Source organism: Tenacibaculum agarivorans (assembly GCF_001936575.1).
GTDB lineage: Bacteria > Bacteroidota > Bacteroidia > Flavobacteriales > Flavobacteriaceae > Polaribacter > Polaribacter agarivorans.
Genome location: NZ_MSMP01000021.1, coordinates 49,372 through 75,469 on the forward strand (window position 1 = coordinate 49,372; position 26,098 = coordinate 75,469).

The 26,098-nt window shown below is 29.8% G+C and carries 31 protein-coding genes; 17 read left to right on the plus strand and 14 right to left on the minus strand.

Annotated features, from left to right (window positions below):
- Position 1 precedes the first annotated feature (1 nt).
- From BVC87_RS15585 to dut, 5 genes are all read right to left on the minus strand, one after another.
- Entirely contained in the window at positions 2-451 is a 450-nt protein-coding gene (locus BVC87_RS15585; RefSeq protein WP_075343325.1) for a hypothetical protein, read from the minus strand.
- Between the two features lie 4 nt (positions 452-455).
- The gene (locus tag BVC87_RS15590; RefSeq protein WP_075343326.1) at positions 456-1,865 is read right to left on the minus strand and encodes a GspE/PulE family protein; all 1,410 of its coding nucleotides are present in this window, start codon (positions 1,863-1,865) and stop codon (positions 456-458) included.
- A gap of 871 nt (positions 1,866-2,736) precedes the next feature.
- Positions 2,737-3,051, minus strand: a complete 315-nt coding sequence (locus BVC87_RS15600) for a type II toxin-antitoxin system RelE/ParE family toxin (RefSeq protein ID WP_075343327.1) — start codon at positions 3,049-3,051, stop codon at positions 2,737-2,739.
- A complete protein-coding gene (locus tag BVC87_RS15605; RefSeq protein ID WP_143569801.1) occupies positions 3,051-3,344 on the minus strand; it encodes a hypothetical protein in 294 nt (97 codons plus the stop codon). Before BVC87_RS15605 ends, BVC87_RS15600 begins: the two co-directional genes overlap by 1 nt.
- 325 nt (positions 3,345-3,669) lie before the next feature.
- Positions 3,670-4,101, minus strand: a complete 432-nt coding sequence (gene dut, locus BVC87_RS15610; protein ID WP_075343329.1) for a dUTP diphosphatase — start codon at positions 4,099-4,101, stop codon at positions 3,670-3,672.
- A 94-nt stretch (positions 4,102-4,195) separates the two neighbouring features.
- On the opposite strand from dut, the gene BVC87_RS15615 reads away from it, so the two are divergent.
- The 4 genes from BVC87_RS15615 (at position 4,196) to BVC87_RS15630 (ending at position 8,125) form a co-directional block, all read left to right on the plus strand.
- Positions 4,196-5,191 (plus strand): NAD(P)H-dependent glycerol-3-phosphate dehydrogenase, encoded by a 996-nt coding sequence (locus BVC87_RS15615; RefSeq protein WP_075343330.1) that lies wholly within the window; start codon positions 4,196-4,198, stop codon positions 5,189-5,191.
- A 185-nt stretch (positions 5,192-5,376) separates the two neighbouring features.
- A complete protein-coding gene (locus BVC87_RS15620) occupies positions 5,377-6,036 on the plus strand; it encodes a hypothetical protein (protein WP_075343331.1) in 660 nt (219 codons plus the stop codon).
- Between the two features lie 6 nt (positions 6,037-6,042).
- Positions 6,043-7,317 carry an MFS transporter gene (locus BVC87_RS15625; RefSeq protein ID WP_075343332.1) on the plus strand — a complete coding sequence of 425 codons (1,275 nt, stop codon included), beginning with the start codon at positions 6,043-6,045 and terminating at the stop codon, positions 7,315-7,317.
- A gap of 163 nt (positions 7,318-7,480) precedes the next feature.
- Positions 7,481-8,125 (plus strand): hypothetical protein, encoded by a 645-nt coding sequence (locus tag BVC87_RS15630; RefSeq protein WP_075343333.1) that lies wholly within the window; start codon positions 7,481-7,483, stop codon positions 8,123-8,125.
- A gap of 31 nt (positions 8,126-8,156) precedes the next feature.
- Here BVC87_RS15630 and BVC87_RS15635 read toward each other — a convergent pair whose 3' ends face one another.
- The 4 genes from BVC87_RS15635 to BVC87_RS15650 all read right to left on the minus strand — a co-directional run bounded on the left by BVC87_RS15635 (position 8,157) and on the right by BVC87_RS15650 (position 10,773).
- A complete protein-coding gene (locus tag BVC87_RS15635) occupies positions 8,157-8,609 on the minus strand; it encodes a YHS domain-containing (seleno)protein (RefSeq protein WP_075343334.1) in 453 nt (150 codons plus the stop codon).
- Positions 8,610-8,674: 65 nt separating this feature from the next.
- Positions 8,675-9,121, minus strand: coding sequence for a YHS domain-containing (seleno)protein (locus tag BVC87_RS15640; RefSeq protein WP_075343335.1), 447 nt, complete (start codon positions 9,119-9,121; stop codon positions 8,675-8,677).
- Positions 9,122-9,279: 158 nt separating this feature from the next.
- A complete protein-coding gene (locus BVC87_RS15645) occupies positions 9,280-9,678 on the minus strand; it encodes a hypothetical protein (RefSeq protein ID WP_075343336.1) in 399 nt (132 codons plus the stop codon).
- Positions 9,679-9,798: 120 nt separating this feature from the next.
- The gene (locus BVC87_RS15650; protein WP_075343337.1) at positions 9,799-10,773 is read right to left on the minus strand and encodes a LuxE/PaaK family acyltransferase; all 975 of its coding nucleotides are present in this window, start codon (positions 10,771-10,773) and stop codon (positions 9,799-9,801) included.
- 84 nt (positions 10,774-10,857) lie between these two features.
- Here BVC87_RS15650 and BVC87_RS15655 point away from each other — a divergent pair, with 84 nt between their 5' ends.
- The 8 genes from BVC87_RS15655 (at position 10,858) to BVC87_RS15690 (ending at position 16,586) form a co-directional block, all read left to right on the plus strand.
- Positions 10,858-12,090, plus strand: a complete 1,233-nt coding sequence (locus BVC87_RS15655; RefSeq protein ID WP_075343338.1) for a serpin family protein — start codon at positions 10,858-10,860, stop codon at positions 12,088-12,090.
- An 11-nt stretch (positions 12,091-12,101) separates the two neighbouring features.
- Entirely contained in the window at positions 12,102-12,809 is a 708-nt protein-coding gene (locus tag BVC87_RS15660) for a DUF6970 domain-containing protein (RefSeq protein ID WP_075343339.1), read from the plus strand.
- A gap of 9 nt (positions 12,810-12,818) precedes the next feature.
- Positions 12,819-13,235, plus strand: coding sequence for a hypothetical protein (locus tag BVC87_RS15665; RefSeq protein WP_075343340.1), 417 nt, complete (start codon positions 12,819-12,821; stop codon positions 13,233-13,235).
- Between the two features lie 2 nt (positions 13,236-13,237).
- Positions 13,238-13,648: a hypothetical protein gene (locus BVC87_RS15670; protein WP_075343341.1), complete on the plus strand. Its 411-nt coding sequence runs from the start codon at positions 13,238-13,240 to the stop codon at positions 13,646-13,648.
- 6 nt (positions 13,649-13,654) lie between these two features.
- The gene (locus BVC87_RS15675) at positions 13,655-14,035 is read left to right on the plus strand and encodes a hypothetical protein (protein WP_075343342.1); all 381 of its coding nucleotides are present in this window, start codon (positions 13,655-13,657) and stop codon (positions 14,033-14,035) included.
- A 64-nt stretch (positions 14,036-14,099) separates the two neighbouring features.
- A complete protein-coding gene (locus tag BVC87_RS15680) occupies positions 14,100-14,594 on the plus strand; it encodes an RNA polymerase sigma factor (protein WP_317041740.1) in 495 nt (164 codons plus the stop codon).
- Between the two features lie 2 nt (positions 14,595-14,596).
- Positions 14,597-15,976 (plus strand): hypothetical protein, encoded by a 1,380-nt coding sequence (locus BVC87_RS15685; RefSeq protein WP_075343344.1) that lies wholly within the window; start codon positions 14,597-14,599, stop codon positions 15,974-15,976.
- Between the two features lie 55 nt (positions 15,977-16,031).
- A complete protein-coding gene (locus BVC87_RS15690) occupies positions 16,032-16,586 on the plus strand; it encodes a GNAT family N-acetyltransferase (protein WP_234974686.1) in 555 nt (184 codons plus the stop codon).
- A 2-nt stretch (positions 16,587-16,588) separates the two neighbouring features.
- Here the strand turns inward: BVC87_RS15690 and BVC87_RS15695 are convergent, their stop codons facing one another.
- Positions 16,589-17,635 (minus strand): isoaspartyl peptidase/L-asparaginase family protein, encoded by a 1,047-nt coding sequence (locus BVC87_RS15695; RefSeq protein WP_075343369.1) that lies wholly within the window; start codon positions 17,633-17,635, stop codon positions 16,589-16,591.
- A 108-nt stretch (positions 17,636-17,743) separates the two neighbouring features.
- Here BVC87_RS15695 and amaB point away from each other — a divergent pair, with 108 nt between their 5' ends.
- Both amaB and pth read left to right on the plus strand, forming a co-directional pair.
- Positions 17,744-19,285, plus strand: coding sequence for an L-piperidine-6-carboxylate dehydrogenase (gene amaB / locus BVC87_RS15700; protein ID WP_075343346.1), 1,542 nt, complete (start codon positions 17,744-17,746; stop codon positions 19,283-19,285).
- 935 nt (positions 19,286-20,220) lie between these two features.
- Positions 20,221-20,787: an aminoacyl-tRNA hydrolase gene (pth, locus tag BVC87_RS15705; protein ID WP_083629529.1), complete on the plus strand. Its 567-nt coding sequence runs from the start codon at positions 20,221-20,223 to the stop codon at positions 20,785-20,787.
- A 121-nt stretch (positions 20,788-20,908) separates the two neighbouring features.
- Here pth and BVC87_RS15710 read toward each other — a convergent pair whose 3' ends face one another.
- Together BVC87_RS15710 and BVC87_RS15715 are read right to left on the minus strand one after the other, a co-directional pair.
- Entirely contained in the window at positions 20,909-21,754 is an 846-nt protein-coding gene (locus BVC87_RS15710; protein WP_075343348.1) for a hypothetical protein, read from the minus strand.
- Between the two features lie 65 nt (positions 21,755-21,819).
- A complete protein-coding gene (locus tag BVC87_RS15715; protein ID WP_075343349.1) occupies positions 21,820-22,272 on the minus strand; it encodes a 6-pyruvoyl trahydropterin synthase family protein in 453 nt (150 codons plus the stop codon).
- Positions 22,273-22,565: 293 nt separating this feature from the next.
- Between BVC87_RS15715 and BVC87_RS15720 the strand changes: the two genes are divergently transcribed.
- On the plus strand, positions 22,566-23,438 hold the full coding sequence (locus BVC87_RS15720; protein ID WP_075343350.1) for an AraC family transcriptional regulator: 873 nt from the start codon (positions 22,566-22,568) through the stop codon (positions 23,436-23,438).
- Positions 23,439-23,506: 68 nt separating this feature from the next.
- A complete protein-coding gene (locus BVC87_RS15725; RefSeq protein WP_075343351.1) occupies positions 23,507-24,379 on the plus strand; it encodes a sterol desaturase family protein in 873 nt (290 codons plus the stop codon).
- Here BVC87_RS15725 and BVC87_RS15730 read toward each other — a convergent pair.
- Positions 24,376-24,828, minus strand: coding sequence for a GNAT family N-acetyltransferase (locus BVC87_RS15730; protein WP_075343352.1), 453 nt, complete (start codon positions 24,826-24,828; stop codon positions 24,376-24,378). The genes BVC87_RS15725 and BVC87_RS15730 overlap by 4 nt on opposite strands.
- Positions 24,825-25,595, minus strand: a complete 771-nt coding sequence (locus BVC87_RS15735; RefSeq protein WP_075343353.1) for an enoyl-CoA hydratase/isomerase family protein — start codon at positions 25,593-25,595, stop codon at positions 24,825-24,827. Before BVC87_RS15735 ends, BVC87_RS15730 begins: the two co-directional genes overlap by 4 nt.
- 45 nt (positions 25,596-25,640) lie before the next feature.
- Between BVC87_RS15735 and BVC87_RS15740 the strand changes: the two genes are divergently transcribed.
- On the plus strand, positions 25,641-26,090 hold the full coding sequence (locus BVC87_RS15740; protein WP_075343354.1) for a GNAT family N-acetyltransferase: 450 nt from the start codon (positions 25,641-25,643) through the stop codon (positions 26,088-26,090).
- Positions 26,091-26,098 lie beyond the last annotated feature (8 nt).

The following is a 26,098-nucleotide window of genomic DNA, read 5'->3' on the forward strand; positions in this document are numbered from 1 at the left end:
TTTATTTTGTAACTGTTTTAGTTTGTCCTTGGTAGCGTAATCTAATGGTGTTACTGTTACCTGATACCAATTTTACGCCATTTATAACCGATCCGGTTTTCATAATATGCTGATTTCCATTTATAGTAACAATAAACGATTTACTGTTTTTATTCATTACAATACCTTGGTAACTAGTGTTTGGAAAAGGAATAGTTGATACTTTTTTTCGATTTGAAGTAGTTTTCTTTTTAGCAACGCTTTTGTACTTGTCTAAAAAAGGATCACGAGTATGCTCAGCAACTTTATATCTTTCTTTTTTTTGAGTTGCTTTAGGTGTAAACTTTTTATAGTTAATTTCAGGTATATCTTCAGTGTGTGCATTTAAATATCCAAAAAATTGAAATCCGACCACACTCCAAATTAAGATCACTACAACTAGTAAAATGTATGTTTTTTGTTGCTTTTTCATGAGTTTAAGAAATTAATAATGAATATACTTCGTCTATAGAAGTTATTCCTTCTTTAATTAAGGTTATGGCGTTATCTTTTAAGGTATGGATCTTTTTTTCTGCTAAATAGGCTTCAATTTCTAATTCTTCCTTTTTAATAGCCTTTTCAATGTCTTTGGTTACAGGAATAATTTCATAAATGGCTTTTCTACCTTTATAACCTGTTTGATAACAGTGTTCACAACCCACAGCGGTATAATGACTAGTAATGATTCCTTTTGAGTACAATTCTTCAGGGACATCATCTGCTTCTGTTGCTACTTCTACTTTACAATGATCACAAAGTTTTCTTACTAAACGTTGTGCTACACTTACGTTTAAAGTACTAGCAATTAAAAAAGAAGGTACGCCCATGTCTATCAATCTAGAAATGGTTCCCCAAGCAGAATTTGTATGAATAGTAGAGAGTACTAAATGTCCTGTTAATGCAGCTCTAATAGCCATATTAGCTGTAGCTACATCTCTAATCTCACCCACCATGATTACATCAGGATCTTGACGCAAAAATGTTCGTAAAGTACTGGCAAAGTCCAAACCGATATCTTCTTTTAATTGTACTTGGTTTACACCTTCTAAAGTATATTCTATAGGATCTTCTATAGTAAGAATATTGGTATCTTCCTTGTTGAGTTCTTTTAAGGTGGCATAAAGCGTGGTAGTTTTACCAGAACCGGTAGGCCCAGATATTAGAATAATACCATTGGGTTTTTTAACGGAATTTTTATAGGTTTTTAGTTCTTCAGTAGTAAAACCTAATTTTTCTAATTGAATAGCGACGCTATTTTTAGAAAGTATACGTAATACTAGCTTTTCACCATGCAAAGTAGGTAATGATGATACCCTGATATCAAAATCTTCATGTGAAGTACTAATATTAATACGGCCGTCTTGAGGTAATCTTTTTTCTGAAATATCCATACCCGACATAATCTTTAATCGGTTGATAATTTTAGGATATTCGCTTACAGAAATTAGATACTTTTCAATGAGTTTTCCATCTATTCTAAAACGAACTTTATTCATTTCTTCAAATGCTTCAAAATGAATATCACTACTGCCTATTTCTTTGGCTTCATGAATAATATTCAGTAAAAAATCATCAGAATAGGTTAATGTAGAGGTGTTTTTGTTTCTTTTTCTATAGTTGCTTAGTAAAAATTGATTGATAACCTCTTGTTGTTCTATTTGTAGTGCAACAGTGGTACCGAGTACAATTTCCAATTCATTTTTTAACTCATTTACATTATTGGTATCGGTTAAAAATGTAATACTTTCTTGATTGTTTTGAACAGGAATAATTCTGTATTGATAAGCCAATTCAGAAGGTATTAATTGTAAGAGCTCGGTAGTAATATCAAAGTTTCTCTCTTTCATTTAGATAGCATATAAGTTTACTATTTTGAATGCCAAATTTAGGAATAAAATTAGACATAAAAATAGGGCTTGTAAACCTGCTAGGGGAACTGTTGAATGTTTAAGATTATTTTTTAGTACTAAAAACACCAAAAGTGCAAAAATTAAAGAACAACTAAATAGTACTAAAAAAGTTGGAGTAGGAAAACCAACCGCAAAAACCACAAAAAATAGTATATCTCCTAAACCCATGGCTGAAAAAAAAGTTTGCTTGAGCTTGAATTTAGTATATAAAAATACTATTAAAAACAGCAATACTAACGTAGTTAAGTTGATACCTATATTATAGGCATAAAGTTGTAAAAAAGTTTGTTTATAGTATAAATACCCACTTAATAGTATGACTGACGGAAAAATCCATAGGGATACTTTTCTTTCTTTAAAATCTTGAAAAAATATGGTTATTAACAGTAAGAGAAGTAGGTAGATCAATTGTTATGTTTGTGTGTTTTTTTATTTTAAATGGGAAAAGAAAGAGGGTCTACTTCCTTCCCATATGAGTCTTTTCGTGTGGTATTCCTTTAGCCTAACATTTTAGATATATTTGTATTATCCAGTAATCTTTTTCTAGAATAATCTATAACTACTTTGTAGTTTTTACTCATAGCAATGTAATTTTAGCAGTATAAAAGTACTATTAGTTTATTTTTAAAGCAATAGTTAATAACTAAAAAAAACATACAATAGTAAAGTAATACATTTAGTATGATTTTAGGTATTTCATTATTATTTGAAGTTGTCATAGACAACACGAAAGGATTCGTTCGGAAAAGTGGTAATAATGAACTAATGTTTAAAATAAAAAAAGCAATGTTTTCACATTATTTTTTAACTATTTCTTGAGTTTATATTCTATTGGATCTCGTCGTGTATCAAAAACCATTAAAATATAAATCTTTTCTTTATTAACTACTCGATATACAATTTTGTAATGCCGAATTACAACTCTTCTATAAGGTTCACCTAATATGTCGTCTTTTTGCCATTGTTCTAAGAAAACGATGTCTCCTACTCGCTGATAAATTTCATCTCTAATCTTTTTAGCAAATTCTAATGAAAAGTATTTTTTGTTAAACTTATAAATACGTTTTAAATCCTCTTTAGCATAGTTGTCCCAAATAGGAACTATCTGTTTTGGTTTGCTCATTACCAGTCTTGCATTTCCTTTAAAAGGTCATCATGAGAAGTAAACTGTCCTGATTCAATACGTGCTTCAGCTTCTTTAATCTTTTTCACATATACTTCCTTTGTTAATGGTTCTCCACTAACGGAATAAACTATAATTTCACTTGAACTGTTTTCTTTAATAGCATTTACTTTATTGAGTAAGTCTTCTCCAACGTCGAGAATCCATTTTGCTAACTCTATTCTTTTTGCTTGTATATCCATCACAAATCCATTATAAACAAAGATAAATAATTTTTCATGCCTGTTTATCATAATTATAATATTTCCCAGTCATAGTCTAAATATGGCATCTTTTATACCTAAAAAAATAAATTCTTATTTTTTTAAAAATACTGATTTTTAATTATTTATAATTATATGTTTTAATACAACCTAATTTACTACACTACCAGAGTATAGATAATAAAAGTTAGAAAAAGTGTGTAAGAAAAATTGAAAGTAACAAAGAATCAAAAGAGCAAGGAATAGTGATAAAGATCTAGAGGTTCAAAAAGAGGAATAAATATTTAGTTTATGAATTAAAAAGAGAAGATTATTTTTTATAATCTTCTCTTTTTAATTTTTAGTGGTAATATTATTATACTCCAGTACTTCCAAATCCGCCGGATCCTCTTTCGGTTTCATCTAATATTTTAACTTCCTTCCAAGTTACACGTTCGTGTTTTGCAATTACTAGTTGTGCAATGCGTTCACCATCATTTATTACAAAATCTTCATTAGAAAGATTGACTAAAATCACACCAATTTCTCCTCTATAATCAGCATCTACAGTGCCTGGAGAGTTAAGTACAGTAATTCCTTTTTTAGCTGCTAGTCCACTTCTTGGACGTACTTGCGCCTCGTAACCTTGAGGTAAAGCAAAAAACAACCCTGTTTTTACAATAGCTCTTTCTAAAGGTTTTAATACAATAGGTTCGTTTAAATTTGCTCGTAAATCCATTCCAGCAGAACCTTCAGTTTCATATGCAGGAGTTTGGTGTTTAGATTTGTTAATTATTTGTACGTTCATTCGTTATTTTTTTCACAATCAAAGATAAATAACATTACTATTACACACTAGGTTATAGATTTATTAATTTAGCATTACGAAACAAAGGACAATTATGATTGAATTTGAAAAAATAGCTGTTATTGGGGGAGGTAGCTGGGCTACTGCAATAGTGAAAATGCTTTCTGAAAATAAAGAAACTATAGGATGGTATATGAGAAGTGTTTATGCTATAGAGCATATAAAACGAAATAAACATAACCCAAATTACTTAAGTTCTGCAGAATTACACCCAGAACAGCTAGATTTAACCGACAATATTAATGAAGTTGTTAAAAATTATGATGTCCTGATTTTTGCAGTTCCTTCAGCATTCTTAAATGCTGAGTTAGAGAAATTAACGTTACCTTTAGACAATAAAATAATTTTTTCTGCGATTAAAGGTATTGTTCCCGAAACGGGTTTAATAGTCGGTGAACATTTTCATAAACATTATAATGTTTCTTATGAAAACATCGGTGTAATAGCAGGTCCTTGTCATGCTGAAGAGGTAGCCATGGAGCGTTTATCGTATTTAACTGTGGCTTGCCAAGATCAAAAGAAAGCAAAAGAATTAAGCAAATACATTAAAAGTAGATACATTAAAACAAAGGTATCAGACGATATTTTTGGAACGGAGTATTCTGCGATGTTAAAAAATATATATGCTATTGCTGCGGGAATAGCACATGGTTTAGGATATGGGGATAATTTTCAATCGGTTTTAATGAGTAATGCAATTCGTGAAATGAAACGATACATTAAAAAAGTCCACCGAATGAAACGAAATATCAACAACTCAGCATATTTGGGAGACCTTTTAGTTACAGGTTATTCTGTATTTAGTAGAAATAGAATGTTTGGTAATATGATCGGTAAAGGATATACCGTAAAATCTGCAATGTTAGAAATGAATATGGTTGCTGAGGGATATTACGCTACCAAAAGTGCTTATAAAATAAACCAAGAAAATGGAGCCAAAACGCCTATAATAAATGCAGTATATAGTATTCTGTATGGAAAAAAAGAGGCGAAAGAAGTGTTTGAAAAACTAACAAGTTTGTTAGATTAAATTTTTCAAATTAAAAGTATAAAAACCCTTCAAAATAATACCTTAAATGAAATCAAACTACATCTAACGCCAGCGCAAAATTAAAGTAAAAATTTTTCTTACGCACAGAAAAAAGTTACCAAATATTTAAATAAAAATTAACAAAATCAATATTTTTACAACATTCAGTGTATTTTTAAACAACAATGAAAACAATTCAAGAAGCTGTTGAAATCACCATAAGAAAAACCCCTTTTATAGAAGAAGCGCTAAACGAAAAATTAATTAATGTATCATCATTAGCGCGGTTAATCTTACCTGAGGTAGCTCAACAATTAAAAAAAGAAGTAAAAGTAGGCGCTGTTATGATGGCTATTAATAGGCTTTCACCTGCAAACGAACTACGTATTAGAAAGAATATAAAAAAATTAGCATTAGATTTAGGTGATGTAATTGTACGATCAGATTTATGTGATTATACATTTAAAAACACACCAACTCTATTTAAAAGAATTGCTACTATACTTGGAAAAGTGTCTGAAAGCAATGATTTATTCTTAACCATTTCTCAAGGTATATTTGAGACAAATATTGTAGCCAGTGAGGCTTTACAAACTTTAATTAATGAAACATTTAATGATGAAGTATTAATTAATAATGTAAATGACTTAGCATCAATAACTATAAAATTACCTAAAGAAAACTTAGAACAATCAGGTATTTACTATTTTATATTGAAACAATTCGCTTGGGCAAATATAGCGGTACAAGAAGTAATTTCTACCACTCATGAAATGACAATTGTAGTAAAAGAGAGTGATGTAAATGAAACATTTTCAATATTAATGGATCTGAAGTTAAATTAATAACTGATGCAAAAAAATGATCCTTACGCCTCACTCAGGTATAAAGAATTTAATATTTTTTTATTAGTTCGTTTTTTACTTGTTTTTGCTTGGTCTATGCAATTTATTATAATAGAATGGCAAGTATACTCCATTACAAAAGATCCTTGGAATTTAGGTTTAATAGGTGCTTTTGAGTTTATTCCAGCATTTACTATGGCGTTATTTGCGGGCCATATTGTAGATCAGAAAGAAAAAAGAAACTTATTAGCCTTATGTATTGCTCTTTTTTCTCTGATTAGTTTTGGTTTATTCTTTTTAACCAATCCTAACTTAACTGAAGGATGGGATTCCAAAGTAATACTGTATTTGATTTATGCATTAGTATTTTTCGGCGGTTTTCTGCGTTCATTTTTTGGACCAACTATATTCTCGTTAATAGCATTAATTGTTCCTAAAAAACTATATCCAAATGCAGCTACTTGGAGTAGCTCTACATGGCAAATAGCTAGTGTTTTAGGTCCAGCTTTTGCAGGATATACTATCTATTTAATGGGAGTAAACCTTTCTTTATGTATTGTATTTGGTTTGGTGCTATTATCACTTCTAATGGTATTTTTTATCAAAAGAAAACCGATTATGAACCCAAAGCAAGGTGAGCCGATTAAAAAAAGTTTACAAGAAGGAATTTCATTTGTATTTAAAACGAAAGCAATTCTAGGAGCAATTACTCTAGATATGATTTCTGTGCTTTTTGGAGGAGCAATTGCTTTACTTCCTGTTTTTGCTCAAGATATATTAGAAGTGGGTGCTAAAGGTTTTGGTATATTAAGAGCAGCTCCAGCTATTGGGGCTTTTATAACCATGTTAATTACGGCGTATATTCCTATTAGTAAAAATGCAGGGATGAAATTGTTAGCCGCAATTTTTGGTTTTGGTGTATGTATTATAGTGTTTGGAATGTCAGAAATTTTTTGGATTTCATTATTAGCATTATTTTTTAGTGGGGTTACAGATGGAGTATCTATGGTAATTAGACAAACTATTTTACAACTAAAAACACCTGATCATATGAGGGGTAGAGTAGCTTCAGTAAACTCAATGTTTGTAGGTTCTTCAAATGAATTGGGTGCTTTAGAAAGTGGTTTAACAGCTAAATTAATGGGTACGGTTACTGCGGTAATTTTTGGTGGAACTATGACGTTAATTACAGTAGTAACTACAGGAATTTTAAATCCAACACTTAGAAAATTAGATTTAGAAGATGATTTAAAGAAGCATGAAAATTCTTCTAATGATTAATCATTATTAAGCGGAATTATTGTTTATAAAGAAATAGATAAACACTGAAAACAGTGACTTTTTAAGGTATAAGATTGATTAGTTTTATCAAATGAAAAACGTATTTGTAATTCTAACATTACATTGTATCAGCTTTTTTTCATGTAATGCACAATCTGAAACAATGAAAAGTAAACTCATGGAGTCTTTACATTATATTAAAGATGAAATAAAAAGAGATAAAAATCAAAGCATTTCTATTTATAAACAAGACTATAGTGTACTTAATTTTCGTAATGATACTGTTCCTGAAAATATATATTGGACAACTATTCGTAAAGAAATAAAGAGTAGAAAATCAATAGTTGAAACCTATAAAGTTAGCTACAGTAATAACAATGTTTTCTTTGAAAAAGATGGGGTCTTAATTAAAAATTCTAATTCGGAATATAAAATCTTAGTAAAAAATTTTCTTTCAGATGTTTTAATTTTTAAAGAAAGTCAAGAAAAGATTCTTGAAGAATTTAAAACAGGAACGGTAATTACATTAAAGTTAGGAGATACAATTCGTTTAAAAGAAGGGCTTTCTTTGTCTTTAACAAACTTTATAAGTAAACATGTATTTTATGGTCAGCCATCTTACGCTAGAGCAGAATTAAATTTAATAAAAGAAAATAAGAATATAGAATTTAGTCTATCTAATCAATTCTTAGATGGGATCAATTATCCGGGGGATACATGGACTTCTGATGAATCAAACAACTATTTTTTTAGAGTATTAAATTTCAAATATGATGACAGCTTAGAAATTTTAATTACTAAGAAATAATTTGTTAAAACAGTTTAGAAAAAGAAAGTTTCTAGTGTTTACCTACTTTTTTCCAATTTTCATCTGCTTTTTTACGTAACTCTTCAGGATTATTTTTTAACCAAGATTTTAATGTATTAGTACCCCAAGAATTGTAGAATAAGTATAATTTTCCATCCCTAATTTCATAAGTTTTAGGATCAACACCTACTTTTTTACCATCCATTGCTCCAATAGCATAAGCACAATACCCTCCGTATTGAGGAATATATTTTGTAGGATTTTCCTTAAATTTATTTAGATTCTGTTCACTGTAAAAACGAAATGACACACCATCATATTTTGTGGAGAATTCCTTAGTGCCTTTAACAGCCATGTTAGAAAAGTAAGCAACTACATCGTAACCATTAGCTACAGCACCTTTTTTAACATTATAAACATTGTCTTGCGAATAAACAGAAATGTATAAGAATATAGATAATAAACTAATTAATTGAGGCTTCATACAACATAAATTTATTGCATAGTCGAAAAAGCCTCATTAGCATTACAAGTGCTATTAAAAATAAATTAATCCTTGTTATTCTTTATTTCTTCCCAGTTTATATCGCCTTGTTTTTGGAGTGCTTTAGTATCTTCATTTTTCCAGTCATTTAATTTATTTGCAAAGAAAGAGTTGTAGAATAGATATAATTTACCATCTCTAATTTCGTAAATTTCTGGATCAACACCCATTTTAATTTTCTTTTTAGCAATAGCATAAGCACAATATCCACCGTATTGAGGTACATATTGCTCAGGATTTTCTGAAAACTTTTTTAAGCTTTCTTTACTAGCAAAAAAGAAAGTTTTTCCATTATATTCTGTACTAAACGATTCACTTCCTTTTACTGGTCCTTCGTTGAAATAAGAAACTACGTCGTATCCACCTACCGCTTTTTTATCATCTGTTTTAGAACATTGAGAAAAAATAATAATGGTAGCAATTGCAAATAATGATAAGATGCTATTTTTCATTGGAAAATGGTTTAAATTATTTGATTATAAACATACTTAATTGATAGGTTATACACAAAAATAGAAGTAAATGATTTATAATGTATTGGAATAACAGCCTTATGTATGATTAGTGTATACTTTTCCAACGGAAAATATTTGCAATTTATTACATATTGTTAGTTACTGGTTTGATTAGCCTTAATTTTTAATGCGGCAAATGCAAAACATAAAACAGGAATAGAAAGCATCAACCCTGGAAATAGTCCACCAACTGTAAAAGCTAAAATTGAATCAATTAATAGAAGAGCTGTTAATAAATAAAGAATTTTCTTTGCATCCTGATTTAGATATAATGTAACTATTCCAAATACTGAGAGTCCAATAAGATGAATTGAAGGATGAGCAAATAATACAGGAAAAATTTCTTTAAGAAATTCATCTGTGTTCGATTTATTGATTAAATCAGTGATATAAAATAAACCACTTCCATGAAATAGTGCCATTCCAGCCAGAAGAATGCTTCCAACTAATATTAAAATCTTATGCGTTTTTGATTTTGAATTTTGTTCCTCCATAATTGAGAATAATGTAATTGCGATAAATTCTACTCTATGTAAGACGTAATTGATTCAAAAATGGTTGTCTAAGTTTAATTTCAAATCTTGTAGTCAAATTAAAATATAAATTTGTAGATATTATAAAACCATTAAATTACATCCTCTAATATCTGAATGGTCAAACCTACCAATAATTTCGAAGCTATTAGTAGCTAAAACTTTACCTAAATCTTGTGTAGCAATAAAAGAGCAAGAATTATAATTTGCCAAATCAATTACGTTAATTCCTCCTGTTTTTCCTTGAGGAATTATTGTTAGTGGATCTTCAGTATCTCTTGTTAAAATCTTCATCCACGGCGGACAATCAAAAACGCCATCACCTTTAGAATATCCTTGACTCAATAATTCTGTCATACCATATTCTGAATGAATTTTTTCGACACCAAAGCCATCGGATAATATAGTATGTAATTCACTTCTGATAAGTTCTTTTCTCCTACCTTTCATTCCTCCTGTTTCCATTATTATGGTATTTTTCAAATTGAATTGATACTGTTCTACCAAATCTAACAGTGCAAAGGAAACACCGATTAATAGTACTTTTTTACCTACTTGATCAAGTTGTACCAACTTTTCAGCTAGTTCATCAGTATTATGAAGATAAAATCCACTCTCAGGGTTTTTAGATTTTTTTATAAGATCATCTACCATAAAAATTAATGAAGAACCCTTTCGTTCCAAATAACTAGGTAATAAAGCAAGAACGACATAATCTTCTATATTGCCATAAAAGTGTTGAAACCCTTTAGTATAACTTTCTATATAAAGAGAAATATCCGTAACTAAGTGTTTGCTGGTCACACTGCCTGTTGTACCAGAACTTGTAAAGGTTTCGGTAATAGATGAGGAGCTACTTACAATTTGATGTGATTTAAAAAATTGAATTGGTAAAAAAGGAATTTGATCAATTTCAGTTATATCGCTAGGGTGTACATAGAGTAAATCGCAAAAAGAACGATATACCGAATTATTTTCAAACTGATGTTTAAAAACTTGCAATGCTTTTTCCTTGAATTGCTGAGGAGTAGTTATATCAAAAATTACATCTTTCATATGGAAAAGCAAAAATAATAGGAATAGACGCAACCTTTTACTAAAAATGCATCTTAATAGTAAAAACAAATAAATTTTATAAAAATGAAAAGAACAACTACGGTATTAATATTAATGGCAATTTATATTTTTATCTCTTGCTCTGAAAATACAGATAGTAATGAGGATCCAAAAAATCCTTTTAGTGATGTTACTAAAGGAAAGGAAATGGTTGAAGCTAATAATAAGTTTGCATTACAATTTATTGAAGAAGCTTTTAAAACAGAAGAGAGTAATAAAAACATAATGCTATCTCCTGTAAGTTTATCTCTTGCTTTAGGAATGACATATAATGGAGCTGAAACGAGTACTAAAGAAGCTTTTGAAAAGACATTATGTTATGAAGGATTAGAACGATCGCAGATTAATGATGTAAATAAGAATATCATCGATTATATTTCTAGTAGTACTCAAGGATCAATTTTTGAAGTAGGCAATTCTATTTGGGCCAATACTAAATATACAATTAAAGAAGAGTTTATAGCACTTAATAAAGATTTTTACAGTGCAGAAGTTGATAATTTAGATTTTACCAACCCTGCCTCTGTAGATGTAATTAATAATTGGGTTTCACAGAAAACATATGGAAAAATTCCAACAATTTTAGATAAAGTAAACGGAAACGCACTACTTTATTTAATTAACGCATTGTATTTTAAGGCAGATTGGAAAACAAGCTTTAATAAGGATCATACAAAAGATGCGGTTTTTTATAGCCCTGAAGGAGAAAAACAAGTAAAAATGATGAAGAAAACTGATGAGGTTCTCTACACTAAAAACTCAATATTTTCTTCTATCCAACTGCCTTACAAGGAAGAAAAGTATATGATGACTATTTTTTTACCTGAAGAAAATAAAACGGTTGATGATGTTTTAAATTATTTTAAAACAAAAAAGTTGACGGAATATCTTACAAATTATAAAGAAGAGGAAGTAGATATTTCAATACCTAAATTTAAGTTTGCTTTTGAAAAAAAATTAAATCAAACGTTACAAAATTTAGGGTTAGGTATTGCTTTTACTGCTGAGGCTGATTTTTCTGGAATGACAGATAAAAAGGTAAAGATTACATTAATAAAACAAAAAACATTTATAGATGTAAATGAAGAAGGAACTGAAGCTGCTGCTGTAACTGTAATAGGAATCGAAACTACAGCTATAAAGGATAATATATCATTTACAGCGAATAAACCATTTGTATTCTTTATTACAGAAAAAGAAACAAATTCTATTTGTTTTGCAGGTAGAATAAGTACACCAGAATACGAAGAACAATAAAAGATATAATTATGAGAAGAATACTTTACAGTCTAATCATTAGTTTTTCATTTGTAGGATGTGGTAATGAAGGTGATCCTACAACTATTAATTCGCAATGTTTTGTTAATAGTCCCATTGAGAATTTTGAATGGTTAAAAGAGAAAAAGGAAAATTTTGAAAAACTAATGAATTCTGTAAGGGTAGATATTTATCAATACACATACAATGATGAACCTGTTTTTTTAATTAACGATTGTGTAAATTGTGCAGATGCTATTTCTTTAGTTTACAACTGTTCAGGTGATGTTATTTGTGAATTTGGAGGAATTGAAGGAAAAAATACCTGTCCTGATTTTAATGATAAAACAACCGATAAAAAGTTAATTTGGAGAAATTACAATGAGGTAATTGTTGATAAAGATATTTATGATAATACTACAACAGACAATTATGAAATTATTGGAGCTACTATTAAAGATCATATTTTATCGATTACTATCTCATCAAATGGTTGTAGCGGTACTACATGGGGAGTAAATTTGATTGACGCTGGTGAAATCTTAGAATCAACACCGCCACAAAGAGTATTAAAAATTCAATTAACAAATAAAGAAGCTTGTAATGCTATAGTAGAAAAAGAAATTCAATATGACATAAGTGAGTTAAAAGAAAGTAAATTCAACACATTAGTACTCAATTTGTCAGGATGGAATAAAACCATAACTTATAATTATTAAATCTAAACCATGAAATCACAAAACCATATCAAAATCATTTTACTTTTTTTATTAGGATTCATTTCCTGTTCAGATAGTAATGAGTGTGATGATTCGGTTTTCAGTACATCACCTGTCCCTGTATTATTTGAATTCAATTTTAAAAATGGTGGAATCACTACTGATGAACTAGAAATATTCTGTAAATACAATAACGAAACACATGAGTGTAAAAGTAGTTTAGAAACTAAAGAAAATAGCTTTTTACTATATGTAGACTTTCCAGAGTATATTATTAAAACTCCAGATAAAGAATATATAGTAACATTTAAAACAAGAGTTATTAATGCAACATGTTTCAGTACAGTAGAGGTTGAAACTATAAAAGTAAATGATAAAATTTTATGTGAAAATTGTAACCCAACAACTATTTATACTCTAGAGTAATTATGATAAAACTGAAAATAATATTCGTACTTTTTGCTACTTTTTTATTGAGTTGTAGCGGTAAAGGTGAAACTGAAATACAAAGTGAATCTTTAGATGGAACATGGATTATGACCGTTATACAAGGAGGTTTGTTTCCGGATATAACCTATAACAACGAAGAAATAACTTGGCATATTAATACAAATAAAAAAATAATTACAATAAGCAACACTATTGATCAATTTGATGGAATCGATAAAAACTTTGTAAATAATTATCCAGGAGAATATAGTTATACAATTATGACCGAAGAAGGTTTTGATCAATTGATTGTAGGTCAAAGAAAAGGAACAATAACGATAACCGAAGGAAAATTAATAATCGATTACGGAATTGCATTTGATGATGTCCGCTATACATTTAAAAGATAAACAACTATGAAACTACTACCACTTATTTTAACCACAGTATTTGTTTTCATTTCTTGTACAGATGAAACAACTGTTACACAAGACACTAAAGAATTAGATAAATTATTTAATGAAATTACTGAATTGGCAAATAGTAAATCTTGCGAAAATTTAGAGGAATGGTCATTTACAGCATATGGAGATAAACCGTGTGGTGGACCTTGGGGATATATTGCCTATCCAAAATCTATTGAAACGGAATTTTTAAAGAAAATAGAGACGTATAACGCCTTGAATAAAGAACTTAATGAAAAAACAGGCGCAGTTTCAGATTGTAGCCTACCAGCACAGCCTGTTAAGGTTAACTGTGTAGATGGAAAGCCTGTTCTTTCTTATGTAACCGATTAAGAATCTTTAAAATAGTTTTCGTATTAATTTAGATGTACTCATACAAAAATGTAAAAAAAATGACTTGCAAAGTCAGTCACAAGTTTACCAGCTATTTGCAGGTAAACTTTTTGCACTGAGCTTAAAGTATTGTAGAAATTATCAAGATGCAGAAGATGTATTACAAGATAGTTTTATCAATGCATTTCATAAAATACATCAATTTAAAAATAAAGGATCTTTTGAAGGTTGGTTAAGACGAATTGTAATTACTACTGCTTTACAGAAATACAAAGAACATTCACCTTTACATGTGTTGAAAGATGAAAACTATATGGAGGAAGAGGTGACTTTGGATGAAAGTAGTGTGAGTTTAGATGTTTTATTAACGTTTATTCAATCGTTACCAGATAGATACCGGTTAGTTTTTAATTTATATGTATTGGATAATTATTCTCATAAAGAGATTTCTGAAATGCTAAGTATTTCAGAAGGCACGTCAAAATCGAATTTATTTAGAGCAAAGAAGATACTGAAAAGTAAGTTAGAAGAATATCAAATTAAACTACAAAAAGCTTAATGATGGAAGATAAAAATATAGACAGGCTATTTCAGGAAGGGTTGAAAGATTTTGAAGTTCAACCTAATGAAAGAGTGTGGCAAAACATTGAGGAAAGGCTTACAAAGAAAAAGAAAAGACGTATAATTCCTTTTTGGTGGCTTTCAGGAGGAATAGCTGCAGGTATACTTATTACTTTGTTATTAGTAAATCCTGAAGAGAACAGTACCATAAGCATACCATCAGAAATAGAGAATTATACAACTCCTGTAGTTATAGATAATAAGACTATTGAAATAGACACTTCATCAGTAAACCCATCAAATTCGAGAAATAAAATAGAAAAGGTAGTTCAGGAAAATCATATTGTAAAAACGATTAAAAAGAAAGAAGCAACTACAGAAAAACTAGCCAATCAGGTTGAAAATACTGAACATATATCTAACAAAAACAATAGATTGGTTGCACATACTCCTCAAAATCTAGAAAAAGAGAAGAAGGATAGAAATAAAGCAATTGAAAAAAATAGTAATCCAGAACAAAGCAAAAAAAATACTCTAGCTGAAAATACACTTAATGATACAAAAAAGAATAGTAAAGAAACGGATAAAAAAGTAGATAATACATTGGCCTTATTGGTAGAAGAAGAACCTATAGAGAAAGAGGAAAAGAAATCACAGAAGTGGAGCATTACTCCTGTAGTAGGTGTTATCAAATCGGGATCCTTTACAGGAGGCTCTTCTTTAGATGCTACATTAAATGAAAACACGATTTCTAGTAATGAAACATTTACTTACGGAATGAGAGTTTCGTATAAATTAGATGAAAAATGGTCATTAAGAACTGGAGTTCAACTTCAAAAAACTGTTTTTAATACAGAAAATGTAGCTGTAGTATCAAACACAGTTAGGCCTAATAATTTATCCAATGTAAGTTTTAATTCTACTGAGAATTTATCCTTTTTCAGTCTAGAATCTACTAATAATTCATCAGATGCTCTAGGATCACCATCATCGTTCCCAAACAATTTCGCAAATACTAGAGGAAGTATTCAACAAACGTACAGTTATTTTGAAGTTCCTGTAGAAGTTCAATATCAAGTTTTCACCTCTAAAACGGTAAAAACACAACTAATTTCAGGTATAAGTACATTGTTTTTAAATGAAAATTCTATTGCGGTAAATTCACCTATATTTAATCAAGAATTAGGAGAAGCAAACAATATAAATTCCTTTAATTTTAGTGGAAATTTGGGTGTTAATTTCGATATTCAACTTACTAAAAGTATGTTGTTTAATTTAAATCCAATGATGAAAGCCCAGCTCAATACATTTTCTGAAAACAATAATGGTTTCAGCCCTTTTACTTTTGGTATTTATTCTGGAGTGTCTTTTACTTTTTAAATAGTAAATTAGTTCTCAAATCGTTTTACATTAGACATCGTTTAGAAGTTGTTTCATGTGGAACACGTTTTTTAAGATAATGGATTTAAGCGTTAGAGAAATAACAGTAAAAGATATAGATCTTCTTTTAGAGTATTGGTTTACTTCTAGTGATGACCACTTTTTAAAAATGGGTGCAGATGCTAGCAAACTTCCTAAGAGAGAAGAATTCTATAATATACTTGTAGATCAGATAAACTCACCAATAGAAAACAAAAAATCCTATGCCTTAATTTGGGAAGAAAATGGGAAGCAAATAGGGCATACCAACGTCAATAATATTGAATTTGGTAAAGAAGCATTTATGCATTTACATGTATGGAATACAGCTAATCGAAAAAAAGGATCAGGAGCGATTTTGGTTAAAAAATCATTACCCTTTTATTTTCAAAAACTAGAATTACAAACATTGTACTGTCAACCTTATGCTTTAAATCCTGCACCAAATAAAACACTACAAAAAGTAGGATTTGAATTTGTGAAAAAATACAGAACAATACCAGGATCTTTAAACTTTGAACAAGAAGTCAATTTATGGAAAATGACTCGTCATCAATTTTTAGAATTATAATACTACTCTTTATAAATTTTTACTTGTAGTTCATCTTTATCATTCATAGAAGCTCTGTACATACCCGCAGTATTAAATTCAAACACCATATTCCCATTCTTATCTAATGCTATAATTCCACCTGTTCCGCCTAGTTGAGTAAGCTTATTTTGAATAACTTCTTGAGAGGCTTCTTTTAAAGAAAGATTTTTATATTCCATTAATGCAGAAATATCGTGAGCCACTTGAGCTCTAATGAAATATTCTCCCCAACCTGTTGAAGATACACCACAAGTTGTATTATTAGCATAAGTTCCAGAACCAATAATAGGAGAATCTCCAATTCTATTCCAACGTTTATTTGTCATTCCTCCTGTAGAAGTACCGGCTGTTATATTTCCATTTTTATCTAATGCTACACAACCTACAGTACCAAACTTAGCATCTTTAATTTCAGGATCATAAAAAGCAGATTTAGCATCATGATCTAATTCAGCTTTCATTTTTTCTTTTACACGTTGTAATGACTTGAATCTACTTTCAGTAAAAAAGTAATTTGAATCAACCAATTCTAAGCCTTGTTCTTTGGCAAAAACAGAAGCACCTATACCCGATAATAGAACATGAGGAGAGTTTTCCATCACCTTTCTAGCCAATGAAATAGGATTCTTTACATTTTTCACTCCAGCTACAGCACCAGCGTTTAAATTGTTACCCGTCATAATTGAAGCATCTAATTCGTTAGATTCATCATGAGTAAACACAGCACCTTTACCAGCATTAAACAAAGGTGAATTTTCTAAAACATGAATTGTCTTTTCCACAGCATCAATACTTTTACCGCCATTTTTAAGAATGGTATGACCAATTTTTATGGCTTCTTCTAGTTTATCTTTATAGGCTTTCTCCTTTTCAGGTGTCATGTTTTTTTTCAAAATAGTACCAGCACCACCATGAATTATAATAGCAAATTCATTTGTTTTTACGTTGTCAGTTACTGTTACCTTATTTTCTGTTTTACAGCTGTAGATAAATATGGATAGAAAAGAAATAGTTAAAAAAGCTCTCATAAAAAAGTTTGATTTTAAACAAAAAACATCTTTTTTGTTTAATTTATTTAAATGGTGATTAATTTGTAAATTTGACATCAATTTAAACAACTAAAACGTAAATACAAAATGGCAGATTTTGGTATTCAAGAAGCACTAAGTACATTAGGCTTAAAAGATATAAATGAAGGGACTTCTACAGGTTCTAAATGGTTTTCTAATGGTGAATTAATTGAAAGTTATTCTCCAGTAGATGGTAAACTGATTGGAAAAGTTAAAGCTTCATCTAAGAATGATTATGAAAGTGTAATGAAAGCTGCAACCGAAGCTTTTAAAGAGTGGAGAGTTATGCCAGCTCCTCAAAGAGGAGAAATTGTACGTCAGTTTGGGGAAAAGCTTCGTGAGAAAAAAGAAGCTTTAGGGAAGTTAGTTTCTTATGAAATGGGAAAAAGCTACCAAGAAGGTTTAGGAGAAGTTCAAGAGATGATTGACATCTGTGATTTTGCGGTAGGATTATCTCGTCAATTACATGGGTTAACTATGCACTCTGAAAGACCAGGACATAGAATGTATGAGCAATACCATCCATTAGGTGTTGTAGGTATTATTTCTGCATTCAATTTTCCAGTAGCAGTTTGGTCTTGGAATACAGCTTTAGCTTGGATTTGTGGTGATGTTTGTGTGTGGAAACCTTCTGAAAAAACACCGTTATGTGGTGTAGCTTGTCAGAATATAATTGCAGAAGTATTAAAAGAAAATAATTTACCTGAAGGAATTTCTTGTTTAGTAAATGGAGATTACGTAGTTGGTGAATACATTTCTAAAGATTCTAGAGTACCATTGGTTTCTGCTACAGGATCTACACGTATGGGTAAAATTGTAGCTAAAGAAGTAGCAGGTCGTTTAGGAAAGAGCTTATTAGAATTAGGAGGAAATAATGCTATTATTGTTACTCCAGATGCTGATATTAAAATGACAGTTATAGGTGCAGTGTTTGGAGCAGTGGGTACAGCAGGTCAACGTTGTACATCTACGCGTAGATTAATTGTTCATGAGTCTATGTACGATAAAGTGAAAAACGCTTTAGTTGATGCGTATAAACAATTACGTATTGGAAATCCTTTAGATGAAAATAATCACGTTGGTCCTTTAATTGATACACAAGCAGTTGAAATGTATAAAAATGCATTAGAAAAAGTTGTTGAAGAAGGTGGAAATATTATTGTTGAAGGCGGTGTATTAGAAGGTGAAGGATATGAAAGTGGATGTTACGTAAAACCAGCAATTGCTGAGGCTGGAAATTATTATGACATTGTACAACACGAAACTTTTGCTCCTGTTTTATACTTATTAAAATATACTGGTGAAGTAGAAAATGCAATCGCTTTACAAAATGGTGTTGCTCAAGGTTTATCATCAGCAATTATGACCAATAATCTTCGTGAAGCAGAACGATTCTTATCTCATGCAGGTTCGGATTGTGGTATAGCTAACGTAAATATTGGTACTTCAGGAGCCGAAATTGGTGGTGCTTTTGGAGGAGAAAAGGAAACTGGAGGAGGTAGAGAATCTGGTTCTGATGCTTGGAAAATATACATGCGTCGCCAAACTAATACTATTAACTATACCACTGAGTTACCTTTAGCGCAAGGAATCAAGTTTGATTTGTAATTGTTTACGAATTATATATTCATAAAAAGACCGCCAATGGCGGTCTTCTTTTTGTGTCTAAATTACAGATAGATAGTCCCCCCGAACTTAAACCTTGTTATTTAGATACATAACTACTCTCTACATACCTAAAATTAATCAATACTTTCTAATTTTCAGAGAAAAGTCGGTGAATGGTCGCTTTTGTGAGCTTACAATGAATTGAATTTAGATGGATACTCATAATAAAAGAGGTAAAAATCTGATTCTGATGCATGAAAATGTATACGAATCTTCAAACGAATTCTATTGATTATATGCCCAGAACTACCTTTAGGGCAAGGAGTCAATTTGATTTATAATTTTTTTCTAGAATTATATATTTATAAAAAGACCGCCATCGGCGGTCTCCTTTTGTGTCTAAATTACCAGATAGTCCCCCCGAACTATAAACCTTGTTATTTAGATACATAACTACTCTCTACATACCTAAAGTTAATCAATACCCTCTAATTTTCTGTGTAAAGTCGTTGAATGGTAGCTTTTCCGAGCTTATAATGAATAGAATGTAGATGAATATTTATAAGGAAAGTGAATTAAATAACTAATAAACAATAAAAAGCCGTCTGATTAGACGGCTTTTTATGTCCCAATAAGTAATAGCCCCCTAGGCTATATTTTCTGTATTTGTTTACCAATTATACTATAAATATACTACGATCTTTCGCTGTTTTATTTTTTTATCGACGAATGAAGAATTTTCATCGATGATTTAATTATTAACATATGTTAAGAAGAATTATATTTATTAACAAACTCTCTTTTACTTCTTTAGAATTAATGAATTGAATGTTACTTTTTAGCTTAGATTTGCAGCTAATAGTAAACAGCATATGAGTCTTAATTCTTTTTTAGAAAGATTTTTTAGCAAAAAACAAGAAACACAAGAGGAAAGAATGAAAAAGTTTTTAATCGTTGGTTTAGGTAATATTGGTGAAAAATATTACAATACTCGACATAATATTGGTTTTAAAGTAGTAGATGCATTGGTTAAAGATTATGAAGAAACATTTTCAACAGAAAAACTAGGAGATGTGGCTACTTTAAAAATTAAAGGAAAAACGGTATTCGTTTTAAAGCCTAATACCTATATGAATTTAAGCGGTAAAGCAGTATTGTATTGGATGAAGAAAGAAAATATTTTAATAGAAAATGTGCTAGTTATTACTGATGATTTAAATATAGATTTTGGTAAGATTAGAATTAAAGGTAGAGGTAGTGCAGGAGGACATAATGGATTAAAAGATATTCAAGATAAATTAAATACGGGTTCTTATCCTAGATTTAGATTTGGTGTAGGATCAGATTATAGAAAAGGAGGACAAGTAGATTTTGTGTTAGGCCAGTGGAATGCTGAAGAAGAAAGTGAATTAATCGAACGAATTCCAACAAGTGTAAAAGCTATTCAGTCTTTTGTAACGGCAGGTTTAGCGAATACTATGAATGAATTTAATGGTAAATAATTCCATAACTATTATAAAATAAGGCTATCTAAAAAGTGTCATTCCGAAAGAAATAAAGGAAAAATTAAAATTTTCCATAATGACACTTTTTTCGATAGCCCTTTTTACTTAAATATTAGTTCTATTTGGTAAACGCGTATTTGGGCGTATACGTTCCATCATCGTTTTTAGTAAAACGTAATGAAACCTGATTAATTGGATTTGTTGCAAAATCTTTTTTTAACTGTGCTAAAACCTCATCAGAAAAAACAATTTTTCTAGTGATGTTTGATCCAGTACAATTTTTAGTTTTATCACTTAAACCACTCCAAGAAATATCTAAACTTACTTCAACTATCCCTTTAGGTAATGTAGTTGTATAATTATGTACAACATCACTTTTAGTAGAAGTTCCATCTTCTGCAGTTATTTTCCATTCAGTTTTTATTAATCCTAAAACTCCTTTAGGATTTAAAATAATATTTTTAAAATCTTTAGTAAGATCCATGTGGAAATCGCCAGCATCACAAGCGTTAAAAGCAGGAGTTTTAATGTAACTTTTTGTTTTTGTAATACCATCAGTACATTCGGGAGTTTTAACTTTAAGTATAACTTCTGCATCTGTAAATCTATCAAAAGTTATTTGAACACTATTTTTAAATTTTTCAGGAATTAATTTAATAATGTCTTCCGGCAATTCTTTAATAAGATCTGCAGTAAATTTATTTTCCACAGGTTTTCCATTCACAGTCCATTCGTATGAAGTAGCATCTTTAACCAAAGGAAAATAAGCGATAGCACTATCAACAAAGTCTAAAGAAGTGATCTTTTCTCCATTGAAATTAAAAAAAATCTCAGTGGTAATATCTGTACAAGAAATACTGGTATTATCTAGATTGTCTTCAGCATTATCATTGCAAGAAATGAGTAAAAACAATCCACATAAATAATAGAGATAAGATTTAAATTTTTGAGTTATGGTAGTCATTGAAAAGTATTTTGTTTGTGAACATATAACAACTCAAAATATTTTTTTCCTACCTAAAATTTGTTTTAAATATTATCACTAGCAAACCATTCAGCATAACAGCTTTCAGTTTCTTGTAGCTTAAGAGAATGTAATTGTATATTTTCCGGTAATTTAGCTTTAATCTTTTCTGCAAAGTCAAGGATCATCATTTCACTAGAAGGTTGGTAATCTACTAATATTATATGGTGCCCATGCTTTTTTAAAATTTCAGCTAACTCTAAGTGCGGTGTATTTTTATTGAAAATAGTAGCATGATCAAAAACATCAACAATTTCTTTGTTTACTATTTTTTTCAAATCACCAAAGTCAATGACCATTCCGTACTTTACATGATTAGTATCATCAATAGGTGAACCTATTACAGTAACAGAAAGTTTATAACTATGTCCATGCACATTTTTACATTTTCCATCATAACCATACAAAGCATGCGCGGTTTCAAAAGTAAACCGTTTTGTTATTCTTATTGTATTCACTTTCTTCTGTATTTTTTATTATTTCTGTACTTATTAACAAAGTATACAATACCAACAGCTAATGCTAATCCAAGAAATATAATATTATCACCCATCATTTTCAGTTAAAATATTTTGCAAAAATACAATTTTAATTTACTAGCGCTGCATACGTTAATTTAAAAGTTTATAGCTATCACTAGTTATTTGTAGGTTGTAAGGTGATATTTTATAAAAAAGTCTCATTAAGAGATAAAGTCAAGAAAACACAAACGTATTTTTATTAAAAATGTATAGCTTTATGAAGAGAAAAAATGAATACAAATAACACACAAGTCGAAAGATATCATAAACTGGTTGAGTATTTAGAAACTGAGTTTAAAACAAATATTACTTCAGAAAAAATTGAAGATGTTTCCTTTTATTCTTATCGAAATATTAATAGAATATTTACTGCGCTACAACACGAAACCATTGGCCAATTTATTAAAAGAAAAAGATTAGAGAAAGCGGCTGAATTTTTAAAATATTCAGATGAAGAAATTTCCGATATAGCTCTAGATATTGGTTACAAAGATTTGGCATCTTTTAGCAAGGCATTTAAAAAACACTTCAAATACTCTCCATCGACATACAGAAATTCAAAGCGTATTCAACAAGAAATTACAGAAAAATTAATACAAAATAAGGAAGATAACAATGCTGAAACTATAATCTTCAATATTGAAATTTTACCAAAGTTAAAAATACTATACCTACAGTATAAAGGTTCTTACCAAGATAGTAAAGGGATAGAAAAAACTTGGAATACATTGATAAATTATGCTTTTAAAAAGAAAGTTTTATCAGGTAAAACTGTAATTCTAGGGGAAATTTTAGATGATGACGAAATAACGGATACTATACAATGCAGATATAATGCAGGAATTGTATTAGAAAACTATCAAGATATTAGAATAGAAGGATTTTTTAGAATAAAAGAAATATCTACTCAAAAATATGCGAAATTCATTCATGTAGGAAGCCACGAAAGCTGTTTTGAAACCTACAAAGCTATTTATGGGCGTTGGATGAAAGACGTTAAATTAGAGTTTGAAGATAAACCTACACTTGAGTTTTATGTAAATGATGAGGAAACAACTCCAAAAGAGAAACTGATTACCGAGATTTATATTCCAGTGAAATAATTGTCCTAAATGGACAAACGACAATTTTCGATTTAAAATACTTTTACCCAAAAGTAAATGAGTAAAAAATGAAATTGAAAGAAATAATTTATTTGTTTGAAAATGCTTCAATCGTACAATATATCGGATTGTTTTTTGTGTTCAATATGAGTATTATTTTTATAGAAACCGTTATAGATTTCTTTAGCACAAAAAAACGAAGATGGAAAGATACAGGAGCAAATATTGCAATTTTTACAATCAATCAATTACTAGAAAAAACAATCATTGGAAGTATAGGAATTGTAGCATTAGTTCCATTTCAATGGTTATCACCGCTTGAAATCCCAATGAATATTTGGACTTGGATTTTAACAATATTCGTTGCAGACTTTACCTATTATTGGATGCATCGTCTAGAACATGAACACCGAATCTTATGGGCGCATCATAGTGTACATCATTCTTCAGAAGATTATAATCTTACTATTTCTATGCGATTAAGTTTTGTAGAAGGTTTATTTGAATGGATTTTTCTTATACCCATGATTTTAATTGGTTTTAGTCCATTTCAGGCTATTGTTGGTTTAGTTTTAGTAGCACAATACCAAACGTGGATACATACTGAACATATTAAAAGTCTAGGGTGGTTGGATGAGGTTTTTAATACGCCTTCTACACACAGAATTCATCATGGTTCTAATAAAAAGTATTTAGATAAAAACTATGGCGGTATTTTAATTATCTGGGATAGATTATTTGGAACTTTTGAGCGAGAGAAAGAAAAAGTAACTTATGGACTAACAAAAAATATAAACACCAATAATCCTATTCTAATTAATTGTATTGAATACATAAATATTTGGAAAGAGGTTAAAAAATGTAGAAACCCTAAAGATAAACTCAGAATTATTTTTGGCAACTTAATTTGGAAACCAGAATATTTTGAAAAGAATAACTAAATCAGTTTCTTTTCAAAACAAAGACTTTCTTTTATTCCAGCATATTGCCCGTAATTTTCCATTAAAGAATACTTATTCTTTTTATATAAATGAACAGCTTCTACTTGTCGAATTCCAGTTTCTAAAATACATCGTTCAAAAGATAACTCTATAGCCCATTTTTCGAGTTCAGCTAAAATTTTTGATGCCATACCTTTACCTCTAGATTTTTCTGAAGTAAACATCCTTTTTATTTCCATGGTTTTGGCATCAAACTGTTTTATAGCACCACAAGCCACAGGAACTTCATCAATGTAACCAATAATAACATATTTAATATGGTCTAATTTGTTGTATTGATTATAAAAATCATGATCGTCTCCATCGGTAATAGCTAAAAAAGCATCAAGCTCTTTTACTAACTGTATAAAATGGGCGTTTTTAGCATCCGTTCTAACTATCGTGATCACTTTTTAAATTTTGATAATGCATTTTTAGTAAATTCAGAGAGGACTAACTTCCCCGTAACTCCAGCTCTTTCTAATAACAATTGATCCCAATGTTCGGTGCCTATCCATAAAGCTTTCTTCATTTCATCTAAAGCTTCAGGATTATAAGAAGCTAATTTTTCAGAAAAAAGTAGCACTTCTTTATCTAACTCTGATATCGATTCAAAAACTCTAGCATACAATCCTTTTTCTTTAGCCCAATATGCATTTTTCCAACTTGAAGCATCAAGAGTTAATTCAGCTAAACCACTTACACCAACTTTTCGCTCAACAGCAGGTGCAATTACAAATGGACCGATACCAATAGTAAGTTCTGAAAGTTTAATAGAAGCTGCTTCAGTAGCCAAAACATAATCACAGGCAGAAGCTAAACCAACACCACCACCCACAACTTTTCCTTGAACACGACCAATAATAAGTTTAGAACATGTACGCATAGCATTAATTACATTTGCAAAACCAGAAAAGAATGCTTTACCATCGTCTAAATTGGTAATAGCTACTAATTCATCAAAAGAAGCTCCAGCACAGAATGCTCTTTCTCCTTCTGATTGTAATACAATTACAGAAACATCATTATTTTCAGACAATTGATCAAATTCTTTGGCTAAACGAGCTAATAATTCACTAGGAAAAGAATTACTTGCAGGATGTCCAAATTCGATAGTTGCTACTTTATTTTCTATTTTAGTGTATAAACTTCCGTTAGGTCTCGTTGTAGTTGTCATTTATTGAGTTGTTTATTCAAAAATAGTTTTATTTTTTAAGAAATTATGAATCATAAAAGCATAAAAATTATTGAAGGAATTCCTAGCCCAAAAATCATGGAAACACTATTGTTTTTGTATGCGGCTATTTTTGAAGATGCACTACATGATTTTTTTATAGATAGAATTCAATCCAAAAAAGATGTGATTATTATCATAGCTTATGAAACTAAAAAACCTGTTGGATTTAAAATTGGATATCAATATAATGAAACTACTTTTTATAGTTGGGTAGGTGGTGTTTTACCTGATTATAGAAGAAAAGGAATAGCTCAAAAATTAGCAATTACTCAAGAAACATTAATAAAGAAAAGAGGGTACACAAAATTAAGAACCAAATCAATGAATCGATTCAAACCGATGTTGCTATTGAATATTAAAAATGGGTTTGATATTGTTCAGGTGTACACTAATGAAAGTGGACAACAAAAGATTGTTTTTGAGAAGAATATCTAATTGGAATG